The organism is Streptomyces sp. NPDC004629, from assembly GCF_042873595.1.
Lineage (GTDB): Bacteria > Actinomycetota > Actinomycetes > Streptomycetales > Streptomycetaceae > Streptomyces.
The window spans coordinates 25,434-40,207 of sequence record NZ_JBIALO010000043.1; the positions used below are offsets into that span (position 1 = coordinate 25,434).

General features: G+C 70.9%; 13 protein-coding genes. 8 read left to right on the top strand and 5 right to left on the bottom strand.

Translation table 11 applies throughout. From position 1 onward, the window contains the following. The first annotated feature begins 1 nt into the window (after position 1). Positions 2–2,137, top strand: a complete 2,136-nt coding sequence (locus ACFYTE_RS38415; protein WP_388721040.1) for a SpoIIE family protein phosphatase — start codon at positions 2–4, stop codon at positions 2,135–2,137. Between the two features lie 78 nt (positions 2,138–2,215). Here ACFYTE_RS38415 and ACFYTE_RS38420 read toward each other — a convergent pair whose 3' ends face one another. Together ACFYTE_RS38420 and ACFYTE_RS38425 are read right to left on the bottom strand one after the other, a co-directional pair. After that, positions 2,216–3,193 (bottom strand): pirin family protein, encoded by a 978-nt coding sequence (locus ACFYTE_RS38420; protein ID WP_388721042.1) that lies wholly within the window; start codon positions 3,191–3,193, stop codon positions 2,216–2,218. 121 nt (positions 3,194–3,314) lie between these two features. Further along, entirely contained in the window at positions 3,315–3,788 is a 474-nt protein-coding gene (locus ACFYTE_RS38425) for an SseB family protein (RefSeq protein ID WP_351731154.1), read from the bottom strand. 410 nt (positions 3,789–4,198) lie between these two features. On the opposite strand from ACFYTE_RS38425, the gene ACFYTE_RS38430 reads away from it, so the two are divergent. From ACFYTE_RS38430 to ACFYTE_RS38445, 4 genes are all read left to right on the top strand, one after another. Next, entirely contained in the window at positions 4,199–6,025 is a 1,827-nt protein-coding gene (locus tag ACFYTE_RS38430) for an acyl-CoA dehydrogenase (RefSeq protein WP_388721045.1), read from the top strand. Between the two features lie 197 nt (positions 6,026–6,222). After that, on the top strand, positions 6,223–7,521 hold the full coding sequence (locus ACFYTE_RS38435) for a M18 family aminopeptidase (protein WP_388721048.1): 1,299 nt from the start codon (positions 6,223–6,225) through the stop codon (positions 7,519–7,521). A 165-nt stretch (positions 7,522–7,686) separates the two neighbouring features. Then, positions 7,687–7,944, top strand: a complete 258-nt coding sequence (locus ACFYTE_RS38440) for a DUF6458 family protein (RefSeq protein WP_388721051.1) — start codon at positions 7,687–7,689, stop codon at positions 7,942–7,944. A gap of 96 nt (positions 7,945–8,040) precedes the next feature. After that, positions 8,041–8,535 carry an LURP-one-related/scramblase family protein gene (locus ACFYTE_RS38445; protein WP_388721054.1) on the top strand — a complete coding sequence of 165 codons (495 nt, stop codon included), beginning with the start codon at positions 8,041–8,043 and terminating at the stop codon, positions 8,533–8,535. 65 nt (positions 8,536–8,600) lie between these two features. On the opposite strand, the gene ACFYTE_RS38450 is transcribed toward ACFYTE_RS38445, so the two are convergent. Continuing rightward, complete coding sequence (locus tag ACFYTE_RS38450) at positions 8,601–9,398, bottom strand: carbon-nitrogen family hydrolase (RefSeq protein ID WP_388721057.1); 798 nt, start codon at positions 9,396–9,398, stop codon at positions 8,601–8,603. 217 nt (positions 9,399–9,615) lie between these two features. On the opposite strand from ACFYTE_RS38450, the gene ACFYTE_RS38455 reads away from it, so the two are divergent. Together ACFYTE_RS38455 and ACFYTE_RS38460 are read left to right on the top strand one after the other, a co-directional pair. Further along, entirely contained in the window at positions 9,616–10,440 is an 825-nt protein-coding gene (locus ACFYTE_RS38455) for a maleylpyruvate isomerase family mycothiol-dependent enzyme (protein ID WP_388721060.1), read from the top strand. Between the two features lie 120 nt (positions 10,441–10,560). Beyond that, positions 10,561–11,355: an SAM-dependent methyltransferase gene (locus ACFYTE_RS38460; RefSeq protein WP_388721063.1), complete on the top strand. Its 795-nt coding sequence runs from the start codon at positions 10,561–10,563 to the stop codon at positions 11,353–11,355. 276 nt (positions 11,356–11,631) lie between these two features. Here ACFYTE_RS38460 and ACFYTE_RS38465 read toward each other — a convergent pair whose 3' ends face one another. Then, a complete protein-coding gene (locus ACFYTE_RS38465; RefSeq protein WP_388721065.1) occupies positions 11,632–12,927 on the bottom strand; it encodes a nitrate/nitrite transporter in 1,296 nt (431 codons plus the stop codon). Then, the gene (locus ACFYTE_RS38470; protein ID WP_388721068.1) at positions 12,924–13,595 is read right to left on the bottom strand and encodes a GntR family transcriptional regulator; all 672 of its coding nucleotides are present in this window, start codon (positions 13,593–13,595) and stop codon (positions 12,924–12,926) included. The genes ACFYTE_RS38465 and ACFYTE_RS38470 overlap by 4 nt, the downstream gene beginning before the upstream one ends. A 266-nt stretch (positions 13,596–13,861) precedes the next feature. Between ACFYTE_RS38470 and ACFYTE_RS38475 the strand changes: the two genes are divergently transcribed. Beyond that, the gene (locus tag ACFYTE_RS38475; protein ID WP_388721070.1) at positions 13,862–14,737 is read left to right on the top strand and encodes a D-alanyl-D-alanine carboxypeptidase family protein; all 876 of its coding nucleotides are present in this window, start codon (positions 13,862–13,864) and stop codon (positions 14,735–14,737) included. Positions 14,738–14,774: the final 37 nt, after the last annotated feature.

Here is a 14,774-nt window from a genome sequence, read left to right on the forward strand (position 1 = left end):
AATGCGTACCGGTGATCCCATGCCCGCGGTGGAGCACGTCCTCACCACGCTCGCGACCGGGCTGTGGCACTGGGACACCGCCACCGGGCTGGTCACCGTGGACGCGGAGTCCGCTCGCCTGCTGGGACTGCCCGCCGAGCCCGCCACCCTCACCCAGGCCCAGACCCGGGCACGGCTGCACCCCGTCGACTGGAACGAGATCACCGGGGTCGTCCGGCTCGCCGTCGCCGAGGACACCCTCGCCGAGGTACGGATCCGGATCATGGACGAGCGGGGCCGGGTCGTACGCACCGTACGCAGCCGGTCCAAGCCGTCCTTCGACGCCGAACGGCAGACCTTCGATCTGATCGGCACCCTCCAGGAGGTCACCGAGCCGACCCCCGGCACCCCCGCGGGGCGGCGCGCCGTGCACGGCGACTGGCGGCGCTCCCGGGAGGCCTTCCTGCTGGACGCCGGCCGAGCGCTCGCCGAGGCCCCGTCCACGGCGGAGGTGCTGCGGGTCGCGGCGGGACTGTCGATGCCGGGCTTCTCGCCGGACGGTCTCGCGGTCTTCGCCAGGGTCGGCGACCACCTGACGATCATCGGCCACCACGGGCAGCAGCTGGGCGACGAGGCGCCCTTCTTCAACATGCCGCTGGACACCGACTACCCGGCCACCGAGGTGGTGCGCACCGGCCGCGCCGTCTATCTGTCCTCACCGGAGCAGTACCGCACCCGCTACCCGGTCACCTGGCCGCTCGCCGAGCCGTTCGGCCGCCGGTCCTGGGCATTCCTGCCGCTGACGGCCGGCGGCCGCACGATGGGCGCCTGGCTGGCGGCCTTCACCTACCCGGTCGCCTTCACCCCCGACGAACGGTCCGTGCTGACGACGGTGGCCCGCATGCTCGCCCAGGCGCTGTCCAGGGCCGAGGCCGCCGACTCGGAGCGGGAGCTGACCGACAGCCTTCAACGCTCCATGCTGCCCGACCTGGGCCCGGAGGTGCCCGGCCTGACCGTGGCCGCCCGCTACATCCCCACCGGCGGCGGACTCCAGGTCGGCGGCGACTGGTACGACATCATCCCGCTGCCCGGCGGCAGCTCACGGGACCAGCCCGGAGGCGGCAGATACGCGCTGGTCATCGGGGACGTACAGGGGCACGACGTGCGGGCGGCCGGGCTCATGGGACAACTGCGGATCGCGCTGCGCGCCTACGCCTGCGAGGGCCACCGCCCGGACGCGGTCCTCTCCCGGGCCTCCCGCTTCCTGCACGGCATCACCACCGGCACCGACGACGCCACCGACCTGCGCTTCGCGACCTGTCTGTATGTGGAGGCGGACCCGGTGTCCGGAGCCCTGGAGATCGCCCGCGCCGGGCATCCGGACCCGGCGATACGCATGGCGGACAAGACGGTGATGACCCGGCCGACCGCGGGCGGACTGCCGCTGGGCATCGACCCGGACGCCGACTATCCGACGACCCGCTTCGTGCTGGAGCCGGGCGAGACCATGGTGATCTGCACCGACGGTCTGATCGAGACCGGCGGCCATGACATGGACAGCGGCTGGCAGCGCATCCGCACCATCCTGGAGGAGCACGACGGCGACCTGGAATCGCTCGCCGACGCCCTGGTACAGGGCGTCCACGGGCCGTCCTCCCACCACACCACCGGGCCGCTGGCCGACCGGCGCGAGGACGACATCGCCCTGCTGCTCGTGCACCGGGCGGCCGAGGCCGGCACGGACGGCGCCCCCCTCATCCGGCCGACGGTCCGCCGCACGCTGCTGGCCGTGGCGCAGACCGAACCGGAGCGGATCGCCGAGGCCCGCCGGCACGTGCGCGGACTGCTGCACGACTGGGCCTCGGCCGAACAGGTCGACTCCGCGGTGCTCCTGGTCTCCGAGATGCTCACCAACGTGCTCCTGCACACCGACGCGGACGCGCTGCTGCTCGCCGAGGTCGGCGGCGGGCCGGACCGGCGTCGGCTGCGGGTGGAGGTCACGGACGCCGGCGACGACCTCCCGCACCGGCGCCGCCCCGGCGAACTGGCCTCCTCCGGCCGCGGCCTGCTCCTGATCGAACTGCTCGCCGACGCATGGGGCGTCACCCCACGCGGCGAGAGCAAAAGCATCTGGTTCGAACTGCAGGAACAGACATGACACCGGGGGATACGGACACGGAGCACCCGTCCGCACCCCCGAGCCGCCGGCCGGAACGGGCCCCGGCCGGCGCTCCGGTCAGTCCTGCGGACCGGCCTCGGTCATCCCGTGCACGGCCGGCACGGTGCCGAGCCGCCCCTTCTGGAAGTCCTCGAAGGCCTGCATCAGCTCGTCCTTGGTGTTCATGACGAACGGACCGTAGTGGGCCATCGGCTCCCGGATCGGCTGCCCGCCGAGCAGCACGACCTCCAGGTCCGGCGTGTGGGAGTCCTGCTTCTCGTCCGCGCGGACGGTCAGCGCGCCACCCGCGCCGAAGACGGCGGTCTGGCCCAGCTGGACCGGCCGGCGCTCGGCGCCGACGGTGCCGCGGCCCGCCAGCACGTACGCGAGACCGTTGAAGTCCTCCCGCCACGGCAGGGTGATCTCCGCTCCCGGCGCCAGCGTCGCATGGACCATGGTGATCGGCGTGTGCGTGATGCCGGGACCGGCGTGGCCGTCCAGCTCACCGGCGATGACCCGCAGCAGCGCGCCGCCGTCGGAACTGGTGAGCAGCTGGACACTGCCGGCGCGGATGTCCTGGTACCGCGGGGCCATCATCTTGTCCTTGGCGGGGAGGTTCACCCACAGCTGGAGCCCGTGGAACAGGCCGCCGGACACGACCAGCGCCTCGGGCGGCGCCTCGATGTGCAGGAGGCCCGAGCCCGCGGTCATCCACTGGGTGTCGCCGTTGGTGATGGTGCCGCCACCACCGTTGGAGTCCTGGTGGTCGAAGATCCCGTCGATGATGTACGTGACGGTCTCGAAGCCCCGGTGCGGATGCCAGGGCGTACCCTTGGGCTCGCCGGGCGCGTACTCCACCTCACCCATCTGATCCATCATGATGAACGGATCCAGATGGCGGTAGTTGATCCCGGCGAAGGCCCGGCGCACCGGGAAGCCCTCGCCCTCGAAACCGCTCGGCGCGGTCGTGACGGTGAGCACGGGACGGGCCACCGCGTCGGCGGGCGCGGCCACACGGGGCAGCGTCAGCGGGTTCTCGACGGTCACTGCAGGCATGTCGGTACCTCCTTGTGCGGTCACTTTAGTTGAGCGTTGAACTTTCTGCCACCCCCAACGGAGAAAGCCCGGAGGGAATTCCCTCCGGGCTCGCACGGGTGCGGCGCTGATCGGCCGGTCGTCAGCCGTACATGCGGCGCATGGCGAAGTCGACCATCTGCTCGACCGCCTTGGCGTCGAAGACCATCCGGTGCTCGCCCTCCATGTCCAGGACGAAGCCGTAGCCGGTCGGCAGCAGGTCGATCACCTCGGCGCCGGTGATCACGAAGTACTTGGACTCCTTGCCCGCGTACCGGCGCAGCTCCTTGAGCGAGGTGAACATCGGGATCACCGGCTGCTGGGTGTTGTGCAGGGCGAGGAAGCCGGGGTTGTCGCCGCGCGGGCAGTAGACCTTGGACGTGGCGAACACCTGCTGGAAGTCCTCGGCGGCCATCTGGCCGGTGGTGAACGCACGCACCGCGTCCGCGAGCGAGGGCGGGGACGGCTCCGGGTAGAGCGGCGGCTGCTGCCCGTACCCGCCGGGCATCTGCTGCTGCGGCGGGGCGTACTGCTGCTGCGCGGCGCCCCCGTCCATGGGCTGGCCGTATCCGTACATGCCCGCAAGCGTACCGACCCCCACGCACCCCCAGCAGGACCACCAACCGTTCCCCACCCACCCAACACCACCCCCAGTGGGGCACGAGGAACTGCGCAATCAGCCACGACGGCGCCGCAGCCAACAGCCGGCAAATGCCCCCGAAGGGGCGCGGGGAACTGCGCGACCGGCCACGACGGCGCCGCAGACGACGGACGGCAGGCGCACGATGGCGCGCGACGAGCCACAACGGCACCGCACCGTCGATCCTCGCCCACCGTCGGCGACTGACCGTCGGCGACTAGCTCACACTTGGCCCAGCAGGGGTTGCTTGTTATTACCGACGGGTAGCATCATCGTAGCTACTTGTTGGTATGTGAACCAGATGCGAGGAGTCAGTGCCTCGCCGAGTCCGATACGGAGCCGTCACCATGGGGCACTACAAGTCGAACCTCCGCGACATCGAATTCAACCTCTTCGAAGTACTCGGCCGGGACAAGCTGTACGGAACGGGCCCGTTCGCCGAGATGGACGCGGACACCGCCAGGAGCATCCTCGAAGAGCTGACCCGGCTCGCCGAGAACGAACTGGCCGAGTCGTTCGCGGACGCCGACCTCAACCCGCCCGTCTTCGACCCCGAGACCAACACCGCGCCCGTCCCGGCCTCCTTCAAGAAGAGCTACCGGGCCTTCATGGACTCCGAGTACTGGCGCCTCGGCCTGCCCGAGGAGATCGGCGGCACCACGGCTCCCCCGTCACTGATCTGGGCGTACGCCGAACTGATCCTCGGCGCCAACCCGGCGGTGTGGATGTACTCCTCCGGCCCGGCGTTCGCCCGCATCCTCTTCGACGAGGGCACCGAGGAGCAGCGGAGGATCGCCCGGATCGCGGTCGAGAAGACCTGGGGTTCCACCATGGTCCTCACCGAGCCCGACGCGGGCTCGGACGTCGGCGCCGGCCGCACCAAGGCGATCCAGCAGGAGGACGGCTCCTGGCACATCGAAGGCGTGAAGCGCTTCATCACCTCCGGTGAGCACGACATGGAGGAGAACATCCTCCACTACGTCCTGGCCCGCCCCGAGGGCGCGGGCGCCGGCACCAAGGGCCTGTCCCTCTTCCTCGTCCCGAAGTACCTCTTCGACGTCGAGACCGGCGAGCTGGGCGAGCGCAACGGCGTCTACGCCACGAACGTCGAGCACAAGATGGGCCTCAAGGCGTCCAACACCTGCGAGATGACCTTCGGCGACCGGCACCCGGCCAAGGGCTGGCTGATCGGCGACAGGCACGACGGCATCCGCCAGATGTTCCGCATCATCGAGTTCGCCCGCATGATGGTCGGCACGAAGGCGATCTCCACGCTCTCCACCGGCTACCTCAACGCGCTGGAGTACGCCAAGGAGCGCGTCCAGGGCCCCGACCTGGCGAACTTCATGGACAAGGCCGCGCCCAAGGTCACCATCACCCACCACCCCGACGTGCGCCGCTCGCTGATGACACAGAAGGCGTACGCGGAGGGCATGCGCGCCCTCGTGCTGCACACCGCCGCGGTCCAGGACGCGATCGCCGTCAAGGAGGCGAACGGCGAGGACGCCTCCGCCGAGCACGCCCTGAACGACCTGCTCCTGCCGATCGTCAAGGGCTACGGCTCCGAGAAGGGCTACGAGCAGCTCGCCCAGTCGCTGCAGACCTTCGGCGGCTCGGGCTTCCTTCAGGAGTACCCGATCGAGCAGTACATCCGCGACGCCAAGATCGACACCCTGTACGAGGGCACCACCGCGATCCAGGGCCAGGACTTCTTCTTCCGGAAGATCGTCCGCAACCAGGGCGCCGCGCTGAACTCGCTCGCCGAGGACATCAAGAAGTTCCTGGCCCTCGCCACCGGCGGCGAGGAGCTGGCCGGCGCCCGTGAGCACCTCGCCAAGGCGGCCGTGGAGCTGGAGGCGATCGTCGGTCTGATGCTCACCGATCTCGCCGCCACCGAGCGGGACGTCAAGAACATCTACAAGGTCGGCCTGAACACCACCCGCCTGCTGCTCGCCTCCGGCGACGTGATCGTCGGCTATCTGCTGCTGCGCGGCGCCGCGGTCGCCGCCGAGAAGCTGGAGACCGCCGCCGCCAAGGACAAGGCGTTCTACCAGGGCAAGATCGCGGCGGCGAAGTTCTTCGCGGCCAACGTCCTGCCCGGCGTCACCCTGGCCCGCAAGGTCTCCGAGAACGTCGGCCTCGACCTGATGGAGCTGGACGAGGCCGCCTTCTAGCCGACGGCCGCATGGGACGAGGCCGCCTTCTAGCCGACGACAGCATTGGACGAGGCCGCCTTCTAGCCGACGACAGCATTGGACGAGGCGGCCCTCTGGCCGACGGCCGCATCAGCGGCCTCACCCGCCACTTCACCCGCCTGGGCCCGCCCTCCCGACCGGGAGAGCGGGCCCACGCACGTCGTTAAAGTGAACCCATGAGCGAACCATCCCGCTTCGACCGCGGCCACACCGACGACCTGATGTCCTTCCTCAGCGCGAGCCCTTCGCCGTACCACGCCGTGGCCAACGCCGCCGAGCGGCTGGAGAAGGCCGGCTTCAGGCAGGTCGCGGAGACGGACGGCTGGGACGGGACGGCCGGCGGCAAGTTCGTGCTGCGCGGCGGGGCGATCGTGGCCTGGTACGTCCCGGAGGGCGCCGCCCCGCACACGCCGTACCGGATCGTCGGCGCCCACACCGACTCGCCCAACCTGCGGGTCAAGCCGCTGCCGGACAGCGGCGCGCACGGCTGGCGCCAGGTCGCCGTGGAGATCTACGGCGGGCCGCTGCTCAACTCCTGGCTCGACCGCGACCTCGGCATCGCGGGCCGGCTGACGCTGCGGGACGGCTCGACCCGCCTCGTCAACGTCGACCGGCCGCTGCTGCGGGTGCCGCAGCTCGCCATCCACCTCGACCGCTCGGTGACCGCCGAAGGGCTCAAGCTCGACAAGCAGCGCCACCTCCAGCCGGTGTGGGGTCTGAGCGACGCCGTGCGCGGCGGCGACCTGATCTCCTTCCTGGAGGACGAGTGCGGGCTGCCCGCCGGTGCGGTCACCGGCTGGGACCTGATGACGCACTCCGTGGAACCGCCCGCCTACCTGGGCCGGGACCGGGAGCTGGTCGCGGGTCCGCGCATGGACAACCTGCTGTCCGTGCACGCGGGCATCGCCGCGCTGACGGCCGCCGCCGGCTCCGGGCGCGACCTGGCCCACATCCCGGTCCTGGCCGCCTTCGACCACGAGGAGAACGGCTCGCAGTCGGACACCGGCGCGGACGGGCCGCTGCTCGGCTCCGTACTGGAACGCTCGGTGTTCGCACGCGGCGGCGGCTACGAGGACCGCGCCCGGTCCTTCGCGGGCACCGTCTGCCTCTCCTCCGACACCGGTCACGCCGTCCACCCCAACTACCCGGAGCGCCACGACCCGACGCACCACCCGCGCGTCAACGGCGGGCCGATCCTCAAGGTCAACGTCAACAACCGGTACGCCACGGACGGTTCGGGCCGTGCGGTGTTCGCCGCCGCCTGCGAGAAGGCCGGCGTCCCCTTCCAGTCCTTCGTCTCCAACAACTCGATGCCCTGCGGCACCACCATCGGCCCCATCACCGCCGCCCGGCACGGCATCAGGACGGTGGACATCGGCGTGGCGATCCTGTCGATGCACAGCGCCCGCGAACTGTGCGGCGCCGACGACCCGCACCTCCTGGCCAACGCCCTGGTCGCATTCCTGGAGCAGTGACCTTCCACCCGACGCCGGCTCCCGGAGTACTGCTCCCCGGGAGCGTCGGCCGTCGTGATCCGGTCACGCGGCCACCGGTCGGGCGGCGGCATGCCCGGAGCGGCCCCGGGTACCCGATGTCATCCGGAACGACCCCGGAGACCGGACCGGAAGGGGAGGCACCTCATGGGCCTCGGTGGCTGCATCGTCCTCATCGCCGTCGGAGCGATCCTCGCGTTCGCGACCGACTGGCACCTGGCAGGGGTCAACGTCCCTCTGGTGGGCTTCATCCTGATGATCGTCGGGCTGATCGGTACCGTCACGTTCACCAGCATCGCCCGTCGCCGCCGCGTGGTGGTGCCGCCCTCGGCCACCGTCGTGGAAGAAGAGCGGCACCACCATCGTCACCACGGTGACGGCTACACCGACGGCTACGGCATCTGACCAACGTCCGTGCCGGCCGGCACCGGCGCGTCCGACACGCCGCCCGTCGGACTACGGACGGCGTGTCAAACGCGCCGCCGGGGAAGCGCTAGGAGCATGAGATTCCTCGTACGCGACCGGCTGCTGGGCATCGGTGACGACTACTGGATCGAGGACGAGCACGGCTCCAAGGTGTTCCTCGTCGACGGCAAGGCGATGCGCCTGCGGGACACCTTCGAGCTGAAGGACACGCACGGGCGCGTGCTCGTCGACATCCGCCAGAAGATGTTCGCGCTCAGGGACACCATGGTCATCGAGCGGGGCGGTGAGCCGCTGGCGACCGTCCGGCGCAAGCGGCTGTCCCTGCTGCGCAACCACTACCGGGTGTCCCTGGCGGACGGCACCGAACTGGACGTCAGCGGCAAGATCCTCGACCGGGAGTTCGCCGTCGAGTACGACGGGGAACTGCTCGCGGTGATCTCCCGGCGGTGGCTGCATCTGCGCGAGACGTACGGCGTCGACGTGGTGCGCGAGGACGCGGACGCGGCGCTGCTGATCGCGGTGACGGTGTGCGTGATCCACCTGGCGGAGAAGGAACGCGCGGACGGCTAGGGCCGACGGCATGCCAAGGGGCGCAGGGCGTGCAGAAGTGCGCGGCATGCAGAGGTGCAGGGGGTTCAGGGACGCGTTGGCGGATCGAGGCCGAGGACCCGGTCCTTCAGGGCCGGGAACCGGTCCCTGGTCGTGGCCACCTGCGCCGGGTCGAAGTCCACGGTGAGGACCTGCTCGCCGGGCCCCGCCTCCGCGAGTACGTCGCCCCAGGGATCCACCACGATCGAGTGACCCGCCTGGGGAACTCCCGCATGCGTCCCGGCCGTTCCACACGCGAGCACGAACGCCTGGTTCTCGACCGCCCGCGCCCGGGCCAGCAGCGTCCAGTGCGCGCGGCGGCGCTCGGGCCAGCCGGCCGGGATCACCAGGGTCTCGGCTCCGGCGTCGACGAGGGCGCGGAAGAGTTCGGGGAAGCGCAGGTCGTAGCAGGTGGCCACGCCGAGGACGGTCTGCGGCAGCCGGACCGTCACCGGCTCCCGCCCCGCGCCCATCAGCACGGCCTCGCCCTTGTCGAAGCCGAAGCGGTGGATCTTGCGGTAGGCGGCGGCCAGGTCGCCGGAGGGGGAGAAGACGAGAGAGGTGTTGTAGAGGGTGCCTTCGGGGTCCCGTTCCGGGATGGAGCCCGCGTGCAGCCAGACGCCCGCGTCGCCGGCGGCCTTCGCCATCGCCTCGTACGTCGGTCCGTCGAGCGGTTCGGCCTCGGTCCCGAACTTCTCGTACGCGAAGGCGCCCGTCGTCCACAGCTCGGGGAGCACGACGAGATCGGCCCCTGCCTGCTCCCGTACCGCCGCGGCCATCCGCCGCCTACGGGATTCGACCGATTCGTCCTCGTCTACGGCGATCTGAATCAGCGAAGCGCGCACACTACCACCGCCCTGGCATTCGAGCCGTCCATACGGGCCTACGATCGTCACACGAAAGCACTGCCGGGGTGCCTCACAGCAGCGTAACTTGGGGGTCCCCCCTGTTCGAGCGAAGCCGATAGCTTGGGGGAGTTCCGAGACACCCGCCGACAGCCACCTCCCACTGGCAACGCCGCCACCAACCGCCCGTGTACCGACCGCCGAGGGGTCCCGTTCCGTGAGTCTGCATCCCACCCTCCAGCCCTACGCCGACGCCTGGACCCACTCCATCGAAGCGATATCCGAGCTGGTGCAGCCGCTTGTGGAGGGTGAGTGGAACCGGCGGACCCCCTGCCCCGGCTGGTCCGTCCGTGACGTCGTGTCGCATGTGATCGGTCTGGACTGCGAGATGCTCGGCGATCCACGGCCCATCCACACGCTGCCCCGGGACCTGTTCCACGTCACCAATGAACACCAGCGCTACATGGAGATGCAGGTCGATGTGCGCCGGCACCACACGGCGCCGGAGATGACCGCCGAGCTGGAGTACACGATCATCCGCCGCAACCGCCAGCTGCGCAACGAGTCCCGTGAGCCGGGCACCAAGGTGCGCGGCCCGCTGGGCGCGGAGATCACGCTCGAAGAGGCCATGCGGAACCGGGCGTTCGACGTGTGGGTGCATGAGCAGGATCTGCGCACCGCCCTCGGCCAACCCGGCAACCTCGACTCGCCGGGTGCCCAGGTCGTCCGGGACGTACTGCTCGCCGCCCTGCCGAAGATCGTGGCCAAGGACGCGGGCGCCCCGCGCAGTTCGGCGATCGTCTTCGACGTGCACGGACCCGTGGAGTTCCTGCGCACCATCCGCGTCGACATCCAGGGCCGCGGCACCCTGGAGACCGCCCCCGCCCTCGGTCCCGCGGCCACCCTCACCCTGGACTGGGAGACCTACGTCCGCCTGGCCTGCGGCCGGGTCACCCCGGAGGCGGTCGCGGACCGGGTGAAGACGGAGGGGGATCCCGAGCTGACGACGGCGATCCTGCGTCACTTCACGGTGACGCCGTAGACGGGGCGGGTCGCAGGCGGGCGGCGCCATCGAGCGTCGGCCGCCGGGCGTCGGCCGCTGACCGGCGGCCGCCCCGATAATCGGTGTGCGGCGGCGCATCGGCGAACTAGCGTGCGCGGCATGACTGACACCACCCAGCACGCCGACGGTGCCGCCAAGACCGACGACCGTCCGCCTCGGCTGACCCGGCTCACCTTCCACGGCCCGCTCTCCGAGGCGCGCGCCGCGGGGATGGTGGCGCGGCTCGCCGGTACGGAGCCGGCCACCGTGCTCGACATCGGCTGCGGCTGGGGCGAGTTGCTGCTCCGTGTCCTGGCCGCCGTACCGGGTGCCCGCGGCACCGGGATCGATCTGAACGGCGAGGACCTGGCCCGCGGGCGGCGCAACGCAACGGCGCGGGGGCTCGCGGACCGGGTGGAGTTCGTCCAGGAGTCGGGCGTGGACTCCCGGCGCGGGCCCGCCGACCTGGTGCTGTGTCTGGGCGCCAGCCAGGCGCTGAGCGCGGCCGAAGCGCCCGCGCACACGGCCGAGGCCCTGCGCGAGCTGCGGCGGCTGGTCGCGGACGACGGCCGGGTGCTGCTCGGCGAGGGCTTCTGGGAGCGGACCCCGACGCCCGCGGAGCTGTCCGGCATCTGGCCCGGCGCCTCCGCCGACGAGTACCACGGCCTGGCGGGCCTCATCGATCTCGCGGTGGCGGCCGGGTTCCGGCCGGAGTGGACGGAGACCGCGAACGCCGACGAGTGGCAGGAGTTCGAGTCGGGCTACCAGGCGGACACCGAGGTATGGCTCGCCCGGCACCCCGGCCATCCGCTGGCGGCCGAGACCCGTGACCGACTCGACCGGCACCGGACCCAGTGGATGGGCTACCGCAACCTCCTGGGCATCGCCTACCTCACCCTCGTCCCAACCCACTAGTTCCCAGCGCCCCCAAAGCCACAACGCCCCCGCAGGGGGGCGCGGGGAACAGCCCGCCCAGCCACAACGCCCCCGGAGGGGGGCGCGGGGAACTGCGCGACCAGCCACAACGGCGCGCCAGCCGAGGAACCTCCGACGTCCCCGGAGGGGGGGCGCGGGGAACTGCGCGACCAGCCACAACGCCCCCGCACCCGACCACCGACCCACCCCACCCCGAACGCACCGCAGGCACCGCACGCACCGCACGCACCGAACGCCCCGCCCCGGCCTGCCGGATCAGGCGGGGACGTGGACCGTCTCCACCCGGCTGGCGACCAGCCGTTCCCGTTCCCGGCGGGCCGCCCGCCTGCGCAACCGCAGTATCTGGCTGAGGCCGAGCGCCTGGAGGACGAACACCACCGAGAACGCGACGGTGTAGTCGTCGTCGGTGGCGTCCAGCAGCACCCCGATGACGAACAGGGTGGTCATCGAGGCGACGAAGCCGCCCATGTTGGTGATGCCGGACGCCGTGCCCTGCCGCTCCGGCGGATTGGCGGGGCGGGCGAAGTCGAAGCCGAGCATCGAGGCGGGTCCGCACGAGCCCAGCACCGTGCACAGCACCAGCAGCAGCCACATCGGCGCCCGCTCACCCGGGTAGGCGAGGGTCGCCGCCCAGACGAGTGCGGTCGCGCCGACGGTGCCGAGGGCCAGCGGCAGCCGGGCCGCGTGGTGCCGGGCGACGATCTGGCCGTAGACCAGGCCGACCACCATGTTGGACAGCACGACGAGGGTCAGCAGTTCGCCGGCCGTGGCGCGGCTGAGGCCCTGGGCCTCGACCAGGAAGGGCAGGCCCCACAGCAGCAGGAACACCATCGCCGGGAACTGGGTGGTGAAGTGCACCCACAGGCCGAGCCGGGTCCCCGGCTCCCGCCAGGCCGCGGCGATCTGCCTGCGCACATAGGCGGAGCCCCGGTGCGGGAACGGCTCCGGCTCATGGCCCTCCGGGTGGTCCTTCAGGAAGAGCAGCAGAAGCACGAGGACCACCACGCCGGCCAGGGCGCTGCCGGCGAACGCCGGGGTCCAGCCGATGCCGTGCAGCAGCCGGGCGAGGACCAGCGTGGAGACCAGGTTGCCCGCCATCCCGACGAGGCCGGCGAGCTGGGCGACCAGCGGGCTGCGGCGCACCGGGAACCAGCGGGTGCCCAGCCGCAGCACGCTGATGAACGTCATCGCGTCGCCGCAGCCGAGCAGGGCGCGCGAGGCGAGCGCCGTGCCGTACGACGGGGAGAAGGCGAAGCCCAGTTGGCCCGCCGTGAACAGCACCGCGCCCAGGCCCAGCACCTTCTTGGTGCCGAGCCGGTCGACGAGCAGGCCGACGGGTATCTGCATGCCCGCGTAGACGAGGAGTTGGACGATGGAGAACGTCGACAGGGCGGAGGCGTTCACATGGAAGCGGTCGATCGCGTCCAGGCCGGCGACGCCCAGGGACGTGCGGAAGATCACGGCGACGAAGTAGACCGCGACGCCTATGCCCCAGATCGCGATCGCGCGACGGCCGCCCGGCGGGTCGCCGGGGAGGGTGGCGTTGCTCACCGCACCTCACCCCGTGCGAGGTGGGAGAACCAGCTCACGTGCCGGTGCACGATGCCGACGGCCGCCTCCGCGTCACCGGAGCGCAGCGCGTCGAGGATCTCCCCGTGCTCGGCGAGGGTCTTGGCGATCCGGTCCGGGTGGGAGTGCAGGACAGCGACGCCCATCCGCAGCTGGCGGTCGCGGAGCTGGTCGTAGAGGCGGGAGAGGATCTCGTTGCCGCCACTGCGCACGATCTCGGCGTGGAAGCAGCGGTCGGTGACCGCGGCGGCGGCCAGGTCGCCGGCCGCCGCCTGCTCCTTCTGCCGCGCGAGGAGTTCCGTCAGCCGCTCGACCAGCCCGGGCGGCGCGGGCACGGCCTTGCGTGCGGCGTGCTCCTCGACCAGCAGCCGGGTCTCCACGACGTCGGCGATCTCCTGCGCGGAGACGGGCAGCACCAGGGCGCCCTTCTTCGGGTAGAGCTTGATCAGCCCTTCCACTTCGAGCCGCAGCAGCGCCTCGCGCACCGGTGTGCGGGAGACGCCGACGGCCTCGGCCAGTTCGCCCTCGGTCAAAAGGGTGCCGCCCTCGTAGCGGCGGTCCAGGACGCCCTGCTTGATGTGGGCGTAGACGCGGTCGGCGGCGGGTGGCTGCTTCACGGGAGCGGACGGTGCGGGCGGCGCTGAAGGCATGCGCACATCATAGATACATCACGTACGCATGACACGAGCCGTCCACGATGCGGACCGCCCACGGCGCGCCGGCGTCTCCTGGATCACCCCGACAGACACCCCGCAGGGAAATCCGGGTGTCCCCGGCGGGAGAGCACAACCTTCTGTGCTACTCACGTGTCACACACGTGCGGCCCTACTCCCGTGCCACCTCAACCCGGCCGCACACCAGGCGCATTCACACAATCGGGGTACCTAACTTGATAAACGGCACCAAGGGCATCCGCATGCGCAGAGCCGTCGCCGTCGCCGTCACGTCCGGCGCCATGCTCGCCACCGGAGCCCTCACCGCGGCGCCCGCGCAGGCCGTGACCACGCCGTCGATCGCGGCCAAGGGCGGCTATGTCATGAACAACGCGAACGCCAAGTCGCTGTACACCAAGGCGGCGGACACCCGGCGTTCGACGGGCTCCACCACGAAGATCATGACCGCCAAGGTCGTGCTCGCCCAGTCGAACCTCAACCTGAACGCCAAGGTCACCATCCAGAAGGCGTACAGCGACTACATCGTGTCGAAGAACGCCTCCTCGGCCCGCCTGATCGTCGGCGACAAGGTCACCGTGCGCCAGCTGCTGTACGGCCTCATGCTGCCGTCCGGCTGCGACGCCGCCTACGCGCTCGCCGACAAGTTCGGTACGGGCTCGACGCGGGCCAAGCGCGTGAAGTCGTTCATCGGCAAGATGAACTCGACCGCCAAGAACCTCGGCCTGACGAACACGCACTTCGATTCGTTCGACGGCATCGGCAACGGCTCCAACTACTCGACGCCGCGCGATCTGACGAAGCTCGCCAGCAGCGCGATGAAGAGTTCCACGTTCCGCTCGATCGTCAAGACCAAGAAGTACACGGCGAAGACGATCACCAAGACCGGCAGCACCCGCACGATGCAGCCGTGGACCAACACGAACACGCTGCTCAGCAGTTACAGCGGTGCGATCGGCGTGAAGACCGGATCGGGCCCGGAGGCCAAGTACTGCCTGGTCTTCGCGGCCACCCGGAACGGCAAGACGGTCATCGGCACCGTCCTCGCCTCCACGAGCGCCACCCAGCGCGGCAAGGACGCCACCAAGCTCCTCAACTACGGCTTCGCAAGGCTGGGCTGACGCCGCACCCTGCGACGACAGGGCCCGCCGCACCCAG

Coding starts and splice junctions, on each gene's coding strand:
- ACFYTE_RS38475 (WP_388721070.1), top strand. CDS start 13,862: ATGCGCAGAGCCGTCGCCGTCGCCGTCACGTCCGGCGCCATGCTCGCC.
- ACFYTE_RS38435 (WP_388721048.1), top strand. CDS start 6,223: ATGAGCGAACCATCCCGCTTCGACCGCGGCCACACCGACGACCTGATG.
- ACFYTE_RS38430 (WP_388721045.1), top strand. CDS start 4,199: ATGGGGCACTACAAGTCGAACCTCCGCGACATCGAATTCAACCTCTTC.
- ACFYTE_RS38460 (WP_388721063.1), top strand. CDS start 10,561: ATGACTGACACCACCCAGCACGCCGACGGTGCCGCCAAGACCGACGAC.
- ACFYTE_RS38470 (WP_388721068.1), bottom strand. CDS start 13,595: ATGCCTTCAGCGCCGCCCGCACCGTCCGCTCCCGTGAAGCAGCCACCC.
- ACFYTE_RS38445 (WP_388721054.1), top strand. CDS start 8,041: ATGAGATTCCTCGTACGCGACCGGCTGCTGGGCATCGGTGACGACTAC.
- ACFYTE_RS38415 (WP_388721040.1), top strand. CDS start 2: ATGCGTACCGGTGATCCCATGCCCGCGGTGGAGCACGTCCTCACCACG.
- ACFYTE_RS38420 (WP_388721042.1), bottom strand. CDS start 3,193: ATGCCTGCAGTGACCGTCGAGAACCCGCTGACGCTGCCCCGTGTGGCC.
- ACFYTE_RS38440 (WP_388721051.1), top strand. CDS start 7,687: ATGGGCCTCGGTGGCTGCATCGTCCTCATCGCCGTCGGAGCGATCCTC.
- ACFYTE_RS38425 (WP_351731154.1), bottom strand. CDS start 3,788: ATGTACGGATACGGCCAGCCCATGGACGGGGGCGCCGCGCAGCAGCAG.